The organism is Calothrix sp. UHCC 0171 (assembly GCF_034931845.1).
Lineage (GTDB): Bacteria > Cyanobacteriota > Cyanobacteriia > Cyanobacteriales > Nostocaceae > Brunnivagina.
Genome location: NZ_JAYGHN010000001.1, coordinates 225,970 through 242,446 on the forward strand (window position 1 = coordinate 225,970; position 16,477 = coordinate 242,446).

Annotated in this window: 13 protein-coding genes; 9 read left to right on the plus strand and 4 right to left on the minus strand. The window is 38.7% G+C overall.

The window, feature by feature from the left end; translation table 11 throughout:
* The first annotated feature begins 362 nt into the window (after window positions 1-362).
* The gene (locus VB733_RS00855; RefSeq protein ID WP_323338225.1) at window positions 363-1,259 is read left to right on the plus strand and encodes a DNA adenine methylase; all 897 of its coding nucleotides are present in this window, start codon (window positions 363-365) and stop codon (window positions 1,257-1,259) included.
* Here the strand turns inward: VB733_RS00855 and VB733_RS00860 are convergent.
* The 4 genes from VB733_RS00860 to psaA all read right to left on the minus strand — a co-directional run bounded on the left by VB733_RS00860 (window position 1,256) and on the right by psaA (window position 7,068).
* Window positions 1,256-2,071 (minus strand): XRE family transcriptional regulator, encoded by an 816-nt coding sequence (locus VB733_RS00860; RefSeq protein ID WP_323338226.1) that lies wholly within the window; start codon window positions 2,069-2,071, stop codon window positions 1,256-1,258. The genes VB733_RS00855 and VB733_RS00860 overlap by 4 nt on opposite strands.
* The gene (locus VB733_RS00865; RefSeq protein ID WP_323338227.1) at window positions 2,068-2,283 is read right to left on the minus strand and encodes a helix-turn-helix transcriptional regulator; all 216 of its coding nucleotides are present in this window, start codon (window positions 2,281-2,283) and stop codon (window positions 2,068-2,070) included. The genes VB733_RS00860 and VB733_RS00865 overlap by 4 nt, the downstream gene beginning before the upstream one ends.
* Window positions 2,284-2,444: 161 nt before the next feature.
* Complete coding sequence (psaB, locus tag VB733_RS00870; RefSeq protein WP_323338228.1) at window positions 2,445-4,670, minus strand: photosystem I core protein PsaB; 2,226 nt, start codon at window positions 4,668-4,670, stop codon at window positions 2,445-2,447.
* 139 nt (window positions 4,671-4,809) lie between these two features.
* Entirely contained in the window at window positions 4,810-7,068 is a 2,259-nt protein-coding gene (gene psaA, locus VB733_RS00875; RefSeq protein ID WP_323338229.1) for a photosystem I core protein PsaA, read from the minus strand.
* Between the two features lie 751 nt (window positions 7,069-7,819).
* On the opposite strand from psaA, the gene VB733_RS00880 reads away from it, so the two are divergent.
* The 8 genes from VB733_RS00880 to VB733_RS00915 all read left to right on the plus strand — a co-directional run bounded on the left by VB733_RS00880 (window position 7,820) and on the right by VB733_RS00915 (window position 16,470).
* Window positions 7,820-9,670: a hypothetical protein gene (locus VB733_RS00880; RefSeq protein ID WP_323338230.1), complete on the plus strand. Its 1,851-nt coding sequence runs from the start codon at window positions 7,820-7,822 to the stop codon at window positions 9,668-9,670.
* Window positions 9,671-9,913: 243 nt separating this feature from the next.
* Window positions 9,914-11,461 (plus strand): thioredoxin-like domain-containing protein, encoded by a 1,548-nt coding sequence (locus VB733_RS00885; RefSeq protein ID WP_323338231.1) that lies wholly within the window; start codon window positions 9,914-9,916, stop codon window positions 11,459-11,461.
* A 221-nt stretch (window positions 11,462-11,682) separates the two neighbouring features.
* Entirely contained in the window at window positions 11,683-12,138 is a 456-nt protein-coding gene (locus VB733_RS00890; RefSeq protein WP_323338232.1) for a KGK domain-containing protein, read from the plus strand.
* 93 nt (window positions 12,139-12,231) lie between these two features.
* The gene (locus tag VB733_RS00895) at window positions 12,232-12,684 is read left to right on the plus strand and encodes a clan AA aspartic protease (RefSeq protein ID WP_323338233.1); all 453 of its coding nucleotides are present in this window, start codon (window positions 12,232-12,234) and stop codon (window positions 12,682-12,684) included.
* Window positions 12,685-12,706: 22 nt separating this feature from the next.
* Window positions 12,707-13,042, plus strand: a complete 336-nt coding sequence (locus VB733_RS00900; protein ID WP_323338234.1) for a DUF952 domain-containing protein — start codon at window positions 12,707-12,709, stop codon at window positions 13,040-13,042.
* 140 nt (window positions 13,043-13,182) lie between these two features.
* Window positions 13,183-14,739, plus strand: a complete 1,557-nt coding sequence (locus VB733_RS00905; protein ID WP_323338235.1) for an AbgT family transporter — start codon at window positions 13,183-13,185, stop codon at window positions 14,737-14,739.
* Window positions 14,740-14,796: 57 nt separating this feature from the next.
* Window positions 14,797-14,985, plus strand: a complete 189-nt coding sequence (locus VB733_RS00910; RefSeq protein WP_323338236.1) for a DUF4089 domain-containing protein — start codon at window positions 14,797-14,799, stop codon at window positions 14,983-14,985.
* Window positions 14,986-15,081: 96 nt separating this feature from the next.
* Window positions 15,082-16,470, plus strand: coding sequence for an AtzE family amidohydrolase (locus tag VB733_RS00915; protein ID WP_323338237.1), 1,389 nt, complete (start codon window positions 15,082-15,084; stop codon window positions 16,468-16,470).
* The last annotated feature ends 7 nt before the right edge of the window (window positions 16,471-16,477 follow it).

Here is a 16,477-nt window from a genome sequence, read left to right on the forward strand (position 1 = left end):
CGCTGCGATCGTGATAATTTGATAAGCATTACTAAAATTAACTACCATTGTTTCTACCTCTCAAGTTGGTTTAAGTTTGGAATTTCTATAAATACCTACAATCTCAGTTTGCCAATTCCCTGAAAAAATGGCGTGAACTAAATCACTGACAATCACAAATCTCATAGATTCTCTTGAAAGTACCTTGTGTGCTGCCACAACAATAACCACTGAATACCTGGACAAATGTACTATAATACGTACTATTAACTCAAAAAGTTTTATATTCGTATGTCTTGAGAACTATTAGATTCATAAAAATTGCTTGAAAATTATTTGTATATTTTTGATATAATTGCATACTATAGTTAGCATTTACTGTTATGAATCAAGCTGTGAACTCGCCCTTTCGATATGCTGGCGGTAAATTTTATGCAAGGAAACTTATATTGGAGTATATTCCTCAACATTTTAGTTACGTTGAACCATTTGCAGGTGGAGCTTCTATATTTTTTGCTAAAGACAAAGTTCAAAAAAATTGGCTTAATGATATTGATGAAGACTTAGTTAATGTTTATTTATTTATCCGCGATTATCCAGAAAAATTAATTGATACATTAAAAAATGAAGTAGCAACAAAAGAAAGGCACAATTTTTATAAAAATGTTTTTATACCTAACAATCCTTTAGAAAAGGCAACAAGGTGGTACTACCTAAATAGAACATCATATTCAGGGATTATGAATATGAGAAATTGCTATTGGGGATATGGAGATAAATACAGTATGCGACCAGAAAATTGGGGTCGAAATATACTAAGGACTTCACAAAAGCTACAAAACGTCAGATTAACTCAGTTAGACTTTGAAGAAGTCATAAAACAAGTTGAAGATAATTCTTTTTTGTTTATAGACCCACCATACTTTAATGCCGATCAAGATAAATTTTATAATCACTCATTTTCTAAAGAGTGTCACTATAGACTTTCTAATGTTTTAAAAAATTCAGGTAATCGATTCCAATTCTTGTTGACTTATGATAATAGCCCTGAGATTCAAGAACTTTATTCTTGGGCTAAATTAATTCATGAAAAAGAATGGAACTATACTATTAATCGGACAGATGACCAAAAGAAAACGAAGGATGTACAAGATGATATCAAAAAAGAGGCTACAGTGAAGAAAGGAAGTCGTTATAAAGGGAGAGAAATATTTATTACCAATTTTGCTTTAGTAACAGAAGGCTATACTCAGCTTAGTTTAAACTACGAATACATTTAGATTATGAGTGTGGTTAATAGAGATTCTGAATCTTCTATAGACACCCAGCGAAGTAAAGGTACTTTATTTCCATCTTCAAATAGAATAATTGGATAATTAGGTATAAAGCCACAATTCGTTGGATTGTCGCACTTCTTCCGCGTACATACAACGCCAGTACTATGATTAATTGCAATATCATTGGATTTTGCAATATACATACAAGAAAAAGCAAAATCTTTTAGTTCTATAGAATTACTATTTATTGTTTGAAGAAACTTTATTGCTTGGAGAGTGGGATTCCATTCAAATTCTTTTGTCTGTGAATTAGTTTTATAAAAAGCATTTCCAATAGAAGTTATAACCACATCAAAATTAGATGGAAGATATTGATCATTATGAACAGCTAATACTTTCTCACTAACTCCCAGTTTTGGTGCAAGCTTTTCAACCATTTCCGTTCCTAATGTACGACTTCGCATACATTTGACAGAAACCTGATTAACATAGCCACTTGATAATTTGTTACTAGGGATTCTACGATAACTACCGTTTTTTGCTAACTTACATTCCACAGTAAGTACCTTTTGACTTTGTAAATGGGTCACTCTAACATCCGTGTCATGAAGACCAAGCTGTGAGTTGACTATAGGCTTATCCACTTTCCATTCATTAGGATTTAATATTTTAGAGAGAGTAGCTGCAACCGAAAATTCAAAAGCTTTCCCACGAATCATTGGAACAACTTTTGGATCAGACAGGACATCTGCAAGATATTCGATGGGAATATTATATTCTCCGCAAAATTTTACAAGTGTATCTGTCCAGTTCATAATTCAGCAAATAAGTCAGCTATTTGAATTTCCAGTGCTTTTGCTATTTTTCCGATATTGATTAAAGTTATATTTTTTTCCGCTCTTTCTATCATCCCAATATATGTACGATGAACTCCTGCTTTATCTGCTAGTTGCTCTTGAGAAAGATTTTGTTTTAACCTTTCTTCCCTAACTTTTTGCCCGAACTGTACTAGAATTAACTCTTTCATCTAAGAGAAAGAAGCTTTGAAGTTTTAAAACTATATATCAAGTTAATATGTTGCTAACTATAGTTCTACATACTATAGTTAGCAATTTATTCCTAAAATAAAAATCCCCCACCACATGGGTAGGGGATTTTTATTACTTACCTAACAACTAGCAACCGGAATTAACCGAACTTACCAGCCGTAGAAGCTATCAGGAACGCCGCGTAGGTAACGAAGTAGCCAACCGTAAAGTGAGCTAAACCAACCAAACGGGCTTGAACGATGGAGAGTGCAACAGGCTTGTCTTTCCAACGAACTAGGTTCGCAAGAGGAGTACGTTCGTGTGCCCAAACCAAGGTTTCAATCAACTCTTGCCAGTAACCACGCCAAGAGATGAGGAACATGAAACCAGTCGCCCAGATTAAGTGTCCGAAGAGGAACATCCAAGCCCAAACTGACAGGTTGTTCATGCCATATGGGTTGTAACCGTTGATTAACTGTGCGGAGTTCGCCCAGAGATAATCGCGGAACCAGCCCATCAGGTAGGTAGAGTTTTCGTCAAATTGGGCGACGTTTCCTTGCCAAATACCCAAATGTTTCCAGTGCCAGTAGAAGGTTACCCAACCAATGGTATTTAACATCCAGAACATGGAGAGGTAGAACGAGTCCCAACCGGAAATGTCGCAAGTACCACCGCGTCCCGGACCGTCGCAAGGGAATGCGTAACCGAAGTCCTTTTTGTCAGGCATCAATTTAGAACCACGGGCATCCAAAGCACCCTTAACCAAAATCAAGGTGGTGGTGTGGATAGCCAATGCAAAGGCGTGGTGTACTAAGAAGTCGCCAGGACCAATGGTTAAGAAGAGGGAGTTGGTACCACTATTGATGGCATCCAACCAACCACCCAACCAAACGTTTCCGTAGTTGGGATAAGCAGTGTAAGCAACACTATCAGGATTGGAAAGTAAGGTATCCAAGCCGTAGAGGACTTTACCATGAGCCGCTTGAATGAACTGTGCAAACACGGGTTCAATCAAGATTTGCTTTTCAGGTGTACCGAAAGCAACAACTACATCGTTGTGTACGTACAAGCTCAAGGTGTGGAAGCCCAAGAAAAGGGATACCCAGCTTAAATGCGAGATAATCGCTTCTTTGTGCTTCAATACGCGATCAAGTACGTTGCCTTTATTTTGTTCGGGGTCGTAGTCACGAACCCAGAAGATAGCTCCATGAGCAAAGGCACCAACCATGAGGAAACCAGCAATGTACTGGTGGTGGGTATACAGGGCTGCTTGAGTCGTGTAATCCCGTGCAATAAATGCGTAGGCAGGCAAAGAATACATGTGCTGCGCTACCAAGGAGGTAATTACCCCTAAGCAAGCCAAGTGCCAACCTAATTGGAAGTGTAAGGAGTTGTTGTAGGTTTCATATATACCTTGGTGAGGCATATTGAAAGGTCCTTCCACTTTTTTGCCAAAGAAAGTTTTGGCATCCATCATTTCTTTGATGCTGTGACCAATACCGAAGCTTGTCCGGTACATGTGACCAGCAACAATAAACAGAACTGCGATCGCGAGATGGTGGTGTGCCATATCGGTTAACCACAGCGATTCTGTTTGTGGGTGGAAACCACCTAAGAAGGTCAAAATTGCTGTACCCGAACCAGTCGAAGTACCAAAAATGTGACCTGCGGTATCTGGGTTTTGTGCGTACACGCCCCAGTTACCAGTGAAGAAGGGGGTTAAACCTTCGGGGTGAGGCAAAGTAGTCAGGAAGTTATCCCAACCTACGTGCTGTCCGCGAGATTCAGGAATAGCAACGTGTACTAAGTGACCAGTCCATGCCAAGGAGCTAACACCGAACAAACCAGCCAAGTGGTGGTTGAGGCGAGATTCGGCATTCTTGAACCAAGCCAAGCTTGGACGGAACTTAGGTTGTAGATGTAGCCAACCTGCGAACAAACACAAGGATGCAAATAGGAGTAAGAACACCGAACCTGTATACAGGTCGTTGTTTGTACGCATCCCGATGGTGTACCACCAGTGATAAACACCGGAGTAAGCAATGTTTACAGGATTGCTAGCACCAGCTTGGGTAAAAGCTTCTATAGCAGGTTTACCGAAGTGGGGGTCCCAAATCGCATGGGCGATGGGGCGGATGTGAAGAGGGTCTTTAATCCACTGTTCAAAGTTGCCTTGCCAAGCGACGTGAAACAGGAGGCTCGATGCCCATAGGAAAATGATTGCCAGGTGACCGAAGTGAGTGGCGAAAATCTTTTGGTAAAGATTTTCCTCCGTCATACCGTCATGGCTCTCAAAATCATTTCCCATAGCCATCGCATACCAGATCCGACGAGTCGTCGGGTCCTGTGCTAAGTCCTGGCTAAATTTTGGAAATTTTGTTGCCATAGGTTTTGATAAATCCTCGTGAGATTTTGGATTTTAGATTTTAGATTCTGGATTAGTAGTGGCAAACACCGTCGAAGTTTAAAGTGCTGGCAACCAACATGATTTTGAATCACAAATCCAAAATCCAAAATTCTTAGCGTTAGCCTACTGAAAGAATGTGCGCGTGGAAGAATGCCCACGTAGTGGCTATACCTCCTAAGAGATAGTGAGCAACACCAACTGCACGACCTTGAATGATGCTGAGAGCGCGAGGCTGAATAGCAGGAGCTACTTTCAGCTTGTTGTGTGCCCAAACAATCGATTCAATCAGTTCTTGCCAGTAGCCGCGACCGCTAAACAAGAACATTAAGCTGAATGCCCAAACAAAGTGAGCGCCTAAGAACAGCAAACCATAAGCAGATAATGCGCTGCCGTAGGAGTTGATTACCTGTGCAGCTTGTGCCCACAGGAAGTCACGCAACCAGCCGTTGATGGTGATGGCACTTTGAGCAAAGTTACCACCAGTAATGTGAGACACATTACCAGCTGCGTCAACTGTTCCCCATACATCAGACTGCATCTTCCAGGAGAAGTGGAAAATTACAATCGACAAGGAGTTATACATCCAGAAGAGTCCGAGGAACACGTGGTCCCAACCAGACACCTGACATGTACCGCCACGACCAGGACCATCGCAAGGGAAGCGGAAGCCCAGGTTTGCTTTATCTGGAATCAAGCGAGAACTGCGAGCGAATAGTACGCCCTTGAGCAGAATCAGTACGGTTACGTGGATGGTGAACGCATGGATATGGTGCACCAAGAAGTCAGCAGTACCCAAAGCAATGGGCATCATTGCGACTTTGCCGCCAACTGCGACAATACCGCCGCCGAAAGCATGGCTAACTACTTGCAATGCATTAGGTGCTGTGCCACCGGGTGCTACAGTGTGCAGGCTTTGTACCCACTGAGCAAACACTGGCTGCAACTGGATTGCAGTGTCGGAGAACATATCTTGAGGACGACCCAATGCGCGCATTGTATCGTTGTGGATGTAAAGACCGAAGCTATGGAAGCCAAGGAACATTGACACCCAGTTGAGGTGAGAAATGATGGCATCGCGATGACGAATCACCCGATCCAATAAGTTGTTTTGGTTAACAACAGGGTCGTAATCACGCACCATGAAGATTGCTGCGTGTGCCGCACCGCCGACGATTAGGAAGCCGCCAATCCACATGTGGTGGGTGAATAAGCAAAGCTGTGTAGCGTAATCGGTCGCTAAGTATGGGTACGGAGGCATCGAATACATGTGGTGCGCGACAATGATTGTCAGCGAACCCAAGAAGGCAAGGTTTGTTGCCAATTGAGCGTGCCACGAAGTAGTCAAGTTTTCGTAAAGACCCTTGTGACCTTCACCAGTGAAAGGTCCTTTGTGGTTTTCAAGGATGTCTTTGATACTGTGACCGATACCCCAGTTGGTGCGGTATTGGTGACCAGCAACAATGAATAGAACTGCGATCGCCAGATGATGGTGCGCGATATCAGTCATCCATAAGCCGCCAGTTACGGGGTTTAAACCGCCTTTGAAGGTCAAGAAATCAGCGTACGCACCCCAATTCAACGTCCAGAAAGGAGTCAAACCGTTAGCAAAGCTGGGATACAACTCAGTCAACAAGTCCTTGTTGAGGATGAACTCGTGGGGTAAAGGTACGTCCTTAAGGGCGACACCTGCATCCAACAACTTGTTAATTGGGTTTGATACGTGAATCAAATGACCAGTCCAACCCAAGGAACCGCAACCGAGCAATACTGCCAAGTGGTGGTTGAGCATCGACTCAACGTTTTGGAACCACTCCAGTTTGGGAGCGCGTTTGTGGTAGTGGAACCAGCCTGCAAATAAGAACAAGCCAGCCAAAACCAAACCGCCGATCGCAGTGCAATAAAGTTGGAACGAGTTGGTTATACCCCAACCACGCCAAACCTGGAATAAACCAGAGGTGATTTGAATACCGTGGAAGCCACCGCCAACATCACCGTTTAAAATGTCTTGTCCCACAATGGGCCAAACAACCTGAGCGCTAGGCTTAACACCCAGAGGATCGCTTAACCAAGCTTCGTAGTTGGAAAACTTAGCGCCGTGAAATATCATGCCGCTCAACCACAGCGTTACAACAGCCAAGTGACCGAAGTGTGCTGCGAATACTTTGCGGGAAATGTCTTCTAAATCGCTTGTATGTGTATCAAAATCGTGGGCGAGGGCGTGAAGGTTCCAAATCCAAGTGGTGGTTTTTGGACCTTTAGCTAGGGTTCTGTCGAAGTGTCCGGGGTTTCCCCATCTTTCAAATGAAGTTGGAACCGGGTCATTATCAACAATTACTCTTGCTTTTTTCTCCTCTCGCTCCGGAGGACTAATCGTCATTCGACCTCCTCTCTTAAAAGGGATTGAGGAATTATGTACGCCACTAGTTGTCTTCGCAGCATTTTCAGCTTGCCGTTTCCCCAGATTCTGGATGACCTAAATCGGAGTCGCGAGAAGACCCTATGTGGAAAAGTGGTTTCTGTTGAATTATAAAGTCATATCTCCCATATAGTTAGAGACAATTTAACAATAATTCAAAATCCCTCAATTTACCGTGGATTCTGCTTTCTGCGTCCTTACCTTTGGGGAAAATGTCAATAGTTTATTCATTTAATTTACAAAGGTAAACAATTCGCAAACTTTATATTTATATCACTGTGTCTTCAAGTGTGCTATCCAGTATCTTTAGTTAAGGGAGAACGGGTGAAAGTGCTTATCAGACAAGGGTTGTAAGTTTTAAGCTTTTATATTTTTTCTCAAACAGCCACTTTTGTGAGCGCTCAGTTACAATATGAATGCAAATTTATGTCACTAATGATACAAAAGTTATATATTAATTGTTGGTTATAAAGCTTAGTAAAAATTGAGACTAAGTAAATTAAGAGATTGAGAAATTTATAGGCATAGGAGTCATAAAGAATATATTCCTGATTATTATGTATTCGCCTTTCCCAACCTCTTCTTCTACCTGTATATTTTGGGGGCATGGGGAACTAGCCCTTGCAAAGATGAATATTTAACCTTGGGAATATGGTTGAGGGTGAACAATTTAAGCCAAAATGATTTTTCAGTTGTTGACGAGGTATAACTGGTGAAATTGATCAAATTTTGGTTCGTAGGAGCGATCGCAAAGTCTTGGCGTTGGGATTGTGGAATAATTAAAAAAGCTACAAAATCCTTAATAGCGATCGTACTAATTTTAAGTTTGAGTAGTTGTGGAGGAAAAGCTGTTAGTCAGGAACCCTTCACATCGGGAAAGGTACGAGATAACCCACAATTAACTAATCAAATTTCTGAAGTTTCCCCACCGTCAGTTATTCAAGAATTACGACGCAGCTTAGAAAAGAATCAACCACAAGTCAAAATAGTAAGTCCTAAATCGGACGAAGTTCTGGAAAACGACACGGTGGATGTTCGCTTTCAAGTTAAAGATTTACCAATATTTCAGGATTCGCAATATAAATTAGGTCCTCATCTGCATGTAATCCTTGATAATCAACCCTACATAGCTGTTTACGATATCAATCAGCCTTTAACTTTATCCAACTTATCTGCGGGTACACACACATTACGGGTTTTTGCATCACGTCCTTGGCATGAAAGTTTTAAAAATGAAGGAGCATACGCGCAAACTACGTTCCATGTCTTTACAAAAACTGACGAAAATAATCCCAATATATCCCAACCTTTATTAACATATAGTCGCCCTAAAGGTGAATACGGGGCAGAACCAATCCTTTTAGATTTTTATCTAACTAATGCGCCGCTACAAATTGCTGGTAAAGATATTTTAAAAGACGACATTGGGGATTGGCGGATTCGCTGTACGATTAACGGTGAAAGCTTTGTATTAGATAGATGGGAATCTGTATATTTGAAAGGATTTAAACCAGGTAAAAACTGGGTAAAGATTGAATTTTTAGATGGACAAGGTAAAGTAGTTAAAAACGTTTTTAACACTACAGTTAGAAGTATTGATTACGAGCCAAAAGGTAAAGATACACTTTCCAAAATTATTCGAGGTGAGCTTTCAACCGAACAAGTTCGTAGTATTATAGACCCTAATTATAGTGTTACAATACCTATTGTGGAACCGACAGTAACAGCAACACCGACACCGACGATTGAGCCTAAAATTGAACCAAAGTTAGAAATTGCACCAAAAACACAAATAACAGAAGAAAAACCAACAGATACTGAAGTTAATATTCCTGAAATTCAAGTACCTGTTGTAATTCCCAAAGTTGAATTAAAACAACCTGAAAAAGCAAAATCTGGCGAATTATCTCAACCTGAAGTCCTGAAATCACCTACAGCAAAACCAAGTGTAAAAGCGACACCAGAACCCACAGCCAGCGAAACACTCAAAGCACCTGAGTTAGTTCCAGAAATAATTGACAAAACAAGCATACCTGAGATTCCTAAAGCTCCACAAAAAACATCCAACTTTGGTAAATACTTCCAACATTCACCTGCGAATTTACCTGTAGAGAAACCTGTAATTACACCCATAACTACACCATCTGCATCACCAGCATTACAATCTCCCTTACCTAATAATCAGCCAAGTATTTCACCTGAGACACCAAATGTAATAGATACTCCCAGCATTAAAGCAACTCCCACACCAACAGAACCCGCTAAATCTAGATTTAGTAAATATTTACAAAATCCTCAGGTAACACCCACACCAGTCACTAAACCTGTCGAAACTAAACCTGTTGAAGCTAAACCTGTTGAAGCTCAAACTATTGAAACTCAGGTTGAACCAAAACCAGAAGTAATTCCAGTTGAGAAAACAAATACATTACAGCAAAAAGTGACGAATCAGTTAGAGAAGATTAAATCAAGTAAGTTTTTGCAGCGTTTACAAATACCAAAACCTGAGTCTTCTGCCAATGTGGAAACAAAAGAAACTGAGGTAAGTGAAGAAAATCAGTAGTAATTAAACCTGTGTTTGATGGAATCTAGCTTCATCTTTTCCTTTGATAAAGGAAGCTAAGAGCTTAGTTGATTAAAACGGGCAATTATCCTTTCCAGCCTCTCTCTATACTTCCGTAGGAGAGAGGTATATTTTATTAGTTGCAGCTTGCTGCTTTATAGGAAACTGCTTGCACCTATAGCCTAAAGAGGTACGTTAATTAAAATTCCCAAAAAAATTAAAGACGCTCTCTTCGATATAGTTATGAAATTATTTAGCAATTGTCTTCGCGCACCGCAATTACCACAAAATAATTCTTGGTTGAATACTGATAAACCTTTATCCATTAAAGAATTGAAAGGTCGAATTATTATTTTAGATTTCTGGACTTATTGTTGTATAAATTGCTTACATATAATACCAGATTTAAAATATCTCGAACAAAAATATAAAGATAGTCTGACAATTATTGGCATACATTCGGCAAAATTTGATAATGAAAAGGAGATTGAAAATGTTCGTCAAGCAATCATTCGCTACGATATAGAACATCCTATTTTAGTAGATAAAAACTTTAAGATTTGGCAAGATTATGCAGTGCGCGCTTATCCAACACTAATAGTAATTAATCCTCAAGGTTATATTGTTGCTTCAGTAATAGGCGAAGGAAAACGCGATATTTTAGAAGAATTAATTCAGCAAATAATCGAGCAGCATAGCAAACAAAATACAATTAAATTTCAAGAATTAAATTTAACTTTAGAAAAACAGCGATCGCCTATTATTACACCGTTATCTTTTCCTAGCAAAGTATTAGCGACAAATGTAGGTTTATTGATTACTGATACTGGATATAATCGGATTATTCACACCTCTTTAACAGGTGAATTATTCAATATAATTGGTACTAGTAAAGCTGGTTTAATCGATGGTAATTTCACAGAAGTGGAATTTTCAGCACCACAAGGAATGACATTTGATTCCGAAAATCAAATTCTCTACATTGCTGATACAAATAATCACAGCATTCGCCAAATTGACTTAATTAGACAACAAGTAAAAACCATTGCTGGCACTGGAAAACAAAGTCGTAATATTCATCGTCACCATGGGAAAGCATTAGAAACAGCGTTAAATTCACCTTGGGATTTGGTAAAGATAGGTAAAAATTTATTTATTGCGATCGCAGGTTCGCATCAAATATGGAAAATGGATTTAGATAGTAATATTATTGGCACTTGTGCGGGTACTGGTGCTGAGGCTTGTTATGATAGCAACTTGATGGAATCAGTATTTGCCCAGCCAAGTGGTATTACTACTAATGGGGATGAATTATTCGTAGCTGATAGTGAAAATAGTACAATTCGTGGTGTGGGGTTAGGAGAATCTGCACAAGTTAGAACAATTTGTGGAAGTGGAAATTTATTTGAATTTGGTGATAAAGATGGTGTTGGTAAAGATGTTTTACTACAACATTGTTTAGGAATTGAATATGCAGATGGCAATATTTGGATTGCTGATACTTATAACCATAAAATAAAATCTATCAATCCTAGTACGGGTGAATGTAAAACTGTGCTAGGCAATGGCGGCTTTTCTTTGCAAGATGGTATTGGCATTAATGCAAGTTTTTCTGAACCATCTGGATTAAGTGTTTTTGGAAATTCTCTATATATTGCAGATACAAATAATCATGTGATTCGAGAAGTTAATTTAAATAGTTTGGAAGTTACAACTTTAAATTTTCCAGGTTTATGTTCACCAGATTTTTGTATTTCAGCAGTTTCTGTAAATCCAACTAATTCATTATAAAATTACTTATATAATTATTACGTGTTTTTTGATTTAATTAACCGCAGATAAACGCAGATAAATTTATGATTATATTTATCGATATTCATCATTTTTGCTCTTTGCCATTAGCAGATAGACATCAAGTATCAGATGAATCAGTATTTATACTATTATCATATTTAGAAAATTCGGAATAAATTAGAATCGAAATTGATTACATTAAAATTTATTACCTACCAATGTTAACTAACAGTGAATCTAATAAATTTATTGTTTTAGATAATAATGATGTTTTACTCTTTTTAAAAGACACTTATACTGTTGATAGATTTAAACAATTGCTATTAGAGAATATTCGCTCAAAATTTAAAACAGAAATATACAAAAGTTATTACGTAAAAGATATTTTTAAAGGTATCTCTATTAATGGGACTTTTTTAAAATGTGGAAATATGTTATGGAATTCATCAGCAAATGGGATAGATTGTCAGCTTTTAAAAATCGGCTCTAAAGGTTGGCAATCAGGACGTTTAACAGTTAGTTATTCAATAGAAATTATACCTCCTAAAAGCCACAAAGAGCATGATAAACTTAGTATTGATTTAGCCTTAGATTTTTGTGCGAATGATGCGAAGGAGCTAGAATCACCTCTAGATGATCTTCGGGAAATAATACTTTCTGAAAAGAAACATTAAGATAGGTAAATGTTAAATAATTTCTAATTTAACAGCAGTTCTTTATTCTATTTTACTAACATGAGATTGATTGTTTAGAAACGGAAAGGTAACATGATAGACTTCAATCGTTCTAATAGCAACATCAATAAAGAAATGGGAGAGGTAAGAGTAAAAGTTAAATTAACCAATGCTGTTGATGAAATTTTGGTTAATCGTGGTTTATTAAACCCAAGTCAGCTACGAGTAATTGAAACACAAGCACTTGTAGATACTGGCGCTGTAAGAACTATTTTGCCAATGAGTATAGTTCAACAGCTTGGTTTAAAAATTAGAGGTCAACAAAATGCACAATATGCAGATGGAAGGGAAGAAAGTGTAGGATTAACAGAACCTGTAATTATTGAGATAGAAGGACGTGAAACAACTGAGGTTACATTAGTTACGGGAAATGAAGTTTTAATTGGTCAAACTGTTTTAGAAACTTTAGATTTATTAGTAGATTGCAAAAATCAATGTCTAATTCCTAACCCTAAACACCCAAATTATCCAGTATTTAGAATATAAAAATAACTACAAAATAACAATTATGAATACAATTCATCACATTACTCAACGACTCGCATGGGAAAATGCAAAACTTGCTGGTAGCTATCGTGCAGATTCTCTAAAAACAGAAGGATTTATTCATTGTTCAAGACGATCGCAACTTATTAAAACCGCTAATAAATTTTTTAAAAATCAAACTAATCTTGTCCTTTTATATATTGATCAAAATAAAGTTCAAGCTGAAATTAAATACGAACCTGCTGATAATGACTTATTTCCTCATATTTATGGTGAACTAAATGTGGATGCTGTATACCAAGTCATTGATTTTGAAGCAGATACAACAGGTTTATTTCATTTACCGGAAAATCTTTAAAAATCAATCTCCTCGGAAATTCTCTCTAACTCTCTACGTCTCTGCATAAAATTAAATACAAAAAGTATCCCTAACTACAATATTTCCGCTAAAATTCTCGCTAAAGTCATAATTCATACATAGAAATCAGGGCGAGACAAGTGCGAGAAACAAGAAAAGAAGAGGCATCTGCAACCACAGGAAAGTTGACATTGTTAGAGAAATCCCTAGCTGCGATCGAAGAATTAGGAAATAAATTACCTGATCCTTTAACACTATTCTTTATATTGTCGCTGCTGGTAATAGTAGTTAGTACAATAGCAGCTTCCGTTGGTTTATCTGTAGTTCATCCCGGTAATGGCAAAGCGATCGCAGCAGTATCACTTCTAACACCCGACGGTATCCGTAAAATATTTACGCAAGCAGTTAAAAATTTTGTTGAATTTCCGCCATTAGGCACAGTTTTAGTCGCAATGTTAGGTGTTGGTGTCGCCGAAGCTACTGGCTTACTTGCGGCACTTCTGCGGGAAGTTGTGATGATTACACCTAGAAGATTAATTGCCCCGACTGTAATTTTTGCTGGTGTAATGGCAAATGTAGCATCTGATGCCGGTTATGTGGTGCTTGTTCCACTGGGCGCTGTGATTTTCCTGGCATTTGGCAGGCATCCTTTAGCGGGTTTAGCTGCGGCATTTGCGGGGGTTGCGGGAGGATTTAGTGCGAATTTACTCATCAGTTCTCTTGACCCTTTGTTAGCAGGATTGACGCAAACAGCAGCACAATTAATTAAGCCTGAATATCAAGTGAATGCAACTGCTAATTATTATTTTATGGCGGTTTCTACGTTCTTAATTACATTAATTGGCTGGTTTATTTGCGAGAAAATTGTCGAACCGCGTTTGGGTGTATATACAGGTGTAGATGCAAGTGAAGCTGATATGGAAATGGAGGATGTTTCTGCTAGGGAAAGAAAAGGTTTACGCTGGGCAGGGTATGCTTTTTTAGCATTTATAGCCTTTATTTTAGTTTTACTAATTCCACCACAAGGTATTTTACGAGACCCAGAAAAATTCACAATTATTCCTTCTCCTTTCATTGAAGGAATCGTATTTATTATTGCGCTAGCTTTTCTAATTCCTGGTATTGTTTACGGTAAAGTTGCAGGCACAATTCAAAATGATAAAGATGTCGCTAAAGCTTTGGGTAATTCCATGAGTGGAATGGGTTATTATATTGCTCTGGCTTTTTTTGCGGCACAATTTATCAGTTACTTTGCTTGGAGTAATTTGGGGATAATTGTCGCTGTTAAAGGTGCTGATTTTTTAAAAGCGACCGGAATTACTGGGGCACCACTACTAATACTATTCATTTTGATTAGTGTTTTAATTGATATGTTTGTTGGTTCTGCTTCTGCGAAGTGGGCAATCATGGCTCCCATATTTGTACCGATGTTTATGTTGCTGGGATATTCACCGGAATTGGTGCAAGCTGCATATCGAATTGGCGATTCTACAACTAATATTATTACGCCTTTGATGCCTTATTTCCCTATAGTAGTAGCCTTTGGTCAAAAGTACGATCGCAATTTGGGTATTGGTACTTTAATTTCTCTAATGTTGCCTTATTCGATTGCTTTTTTGATTGCTTGGTCGTTATTATTTGTGATTTGGTTTGTGTTGGGTTTACCTTTGGGACCTGGTGCTGCGATGAGAATTTAATGATTTTCAATGTATTTAAATTTAGGATTAATTAACTTTAGCTGAGATAAGTAATCAATGGAAAATCAACTAATCGATCTAAAAATATATGTAGAGCAAATGGCTTTATTGGTAGATTTGAATTTACGGGAGGAATATAAAGATGGGGTAACTGCTAATTTTGAGAGAATTCAAACAATTGCAAAATTGGTAAATGAATTCGATTTATCAGAAGAAATTGAAGTTGCACCAGTTTTTGAACCTTAACGAAGGAATTAATATCCCTAACTTTTCCATAGATCGGGGATATTTAGAATAACTAACAATTCAAAAATTATCAGTCTATAAAATATTCTATTAATTATGGATTTATTGAAATTAGATGCGATCGCAATTACAACTGCTATCCAAGCAGGTAAAATTAGTGCTGTTGACGTGATTAAAGCTACTTTAGCAAAAATTACAGCCAGTAATGACGAATTCAATTGTTTCACTGCTGTCACCAGTGAAACCGCACTAGTTGATGCAGAACGTATCGATCAAGAAATAATTGCCGGTAAAAATCCTGGTGTACTTGCTGGTGTACCTTTTGCAGTCAAAAATCTTTTTGATATCCAAGGTTTAACTACACTTGCAGGTGCAAAAATCAACGCAGAAAATCCTCCCGCAACCGAAGATGCTACCGCTATCAAAAAATTAAAACAAGCAGGTGCAATACTCGTAGGTGCATTAAATATGGATGAGTATGCATATGGCTTTGTGACAGAAAATTCCCATTATGGTGCAACTCGCAACCCCCATGACATTAACCGAGTCGCTGGAGGTTCATCGGGAGGTTCTGCTGCTGCCGTTGCTGCGGGTTTGCTGCCCCTCACACTCGGTTCAGATACTAATGGTTCGATTCGGGTTCCTGCGGCTTTATGCGGTGTATATGGTTTCAAACCCACCTATGGTAGATTATCCCGTGCCGGAGTCGCATTATTTTCCAGCAGTTTCGATCACATAGGCACATTTACACGTTCAGTACGGGATACTGCGATCGCATTTGATATTTTACAAGGATATGACGAACGCGATCCCATCTGCACAAACCGTCCAAATGTAGAGACGCGACACATCCCGTCTTTTCCCCATATTGATGGAATTAAAATTGCTGTAGCCGGCGATTATTTCACCCAAAAAGCAGAACCAGAAGCATTGGCAGCAGTACAAAAAGTTGCTGATGCATTAAATATAAAAAATTACATTACCATACCCGAAAGCCATCGTGCCCGTGCTGCGGCATTTGTAATTACTGCTGTAGAAGGAGCTAATTTGCATTTTAATCAATTGCGCGATCGCCCACAAGATTTTGATCCAGCAACACGCGATCGTTTTTTAGCAGGTGCTTTAATTCCCAGTCAATGGTATCTTCAAGCGCAACGTTTTAGAAGATGGTATCGCGATAAAGTTCGGGAAGTTTTCGCCAATGTCGATGTCATTATTGCCCCAACTACACCAATTACTGCACCCTTAATTGGACAACAAACAATGATTTTGGATGGTGAAGAAATACTCGTGCGCCCTTATTTAGGGCAATTTACGCAGCCTTTATCATTTATTGGTTTACCAGTTTTATCAGTGCCAATTCACAGAGCAAATGCTTTACCTTTAGGTGTACAAATCATTGCCGCACCTGACAATGAAGCAAAGATTTTACAAGTTGCAGGATTCTTGGAAAGTATGGGTGTAATTTCCTCTGGGAATCTGTAAAAACCCA

Excerpts from the sequence above, each read along its gene's own strand:
- psaA (WP_323338229.1), bottom strand. The coding sequence starts at position 7,068 with ATGACGATTAGTCCTCCGGAGCGAGAGGAGAAAAAAGCAAGAGTAATT.
- VB733_RS00915 (WP_323338237.1), top strand. The coding sequence starts at position 15,082 with ATGGATTTATTGAAATTAGATGCGATCGCAATTACAACTGCTATCCAA.
- VB733_RS00855 (WP_323338225.1), top strand. The coding sequence starts at position 363 with ATGAATCAAGCTGTGAACTCGCCCTTTCGATATGCTGGCGGTAAATTT.
- VB733_RS00910 (WP_323338236.1), top strand. The coding sequence starts at position 14,797 with ATGGAAAATCAACTAATCGATCTAAAAATATATGTAGAGCAAATGGCT.
- VB733_RS00890 (WP_323338232.1), top strand. The coding sequence starts at position 11,683 with ATGTTAACTAACAGTGAATCTAATAAATTTATTGTTTTAGATAATAAT.
- VB733_RS00860 (WP_323338226.1), bottom strand. The coding sequence starts at position 2,071 with ATGAACTGGACAGATACACTTGTAAAATTTTGCGGAGAATATAATATT.
- VB733_RS00885 (WP_323338231.1), top strand. The coding sequence starts at position 9,914 with ATGAAATTATTTAGCAATTGTCTTCGCGCACCGCAATTACCACAAAAT.
- VB733_RS00865 (WP_323338227.1), bottom strand. The coding sequence starts at position 2,283 with ATGAAAGAGTTAATTCTAGTACAGTTCGGGCAAAAAGTTAGGGAAGAA.
- psaB (WP_323338228.1), bottom strand. The coding sequence starts at position 4,670 with ATGGCAACAAAATTTCCAAAATTTAGCCAGGACTTAGCACAGGACCCG.
- VB733_RS00895 (WP_323338233.1), top strand. The coding sequence starts at position 12,232 with ATGATAGACTTCAATCGTTCTAATAGCAACATCAATAAAGAAATGGGA.
- VB733_RS00900 (WP_323338234.1), top strand. The coding sequence starts at position 12,707 with ATGAATACAATTCATCACATTACTCAACGACTCGCATGGGAAAATGCA.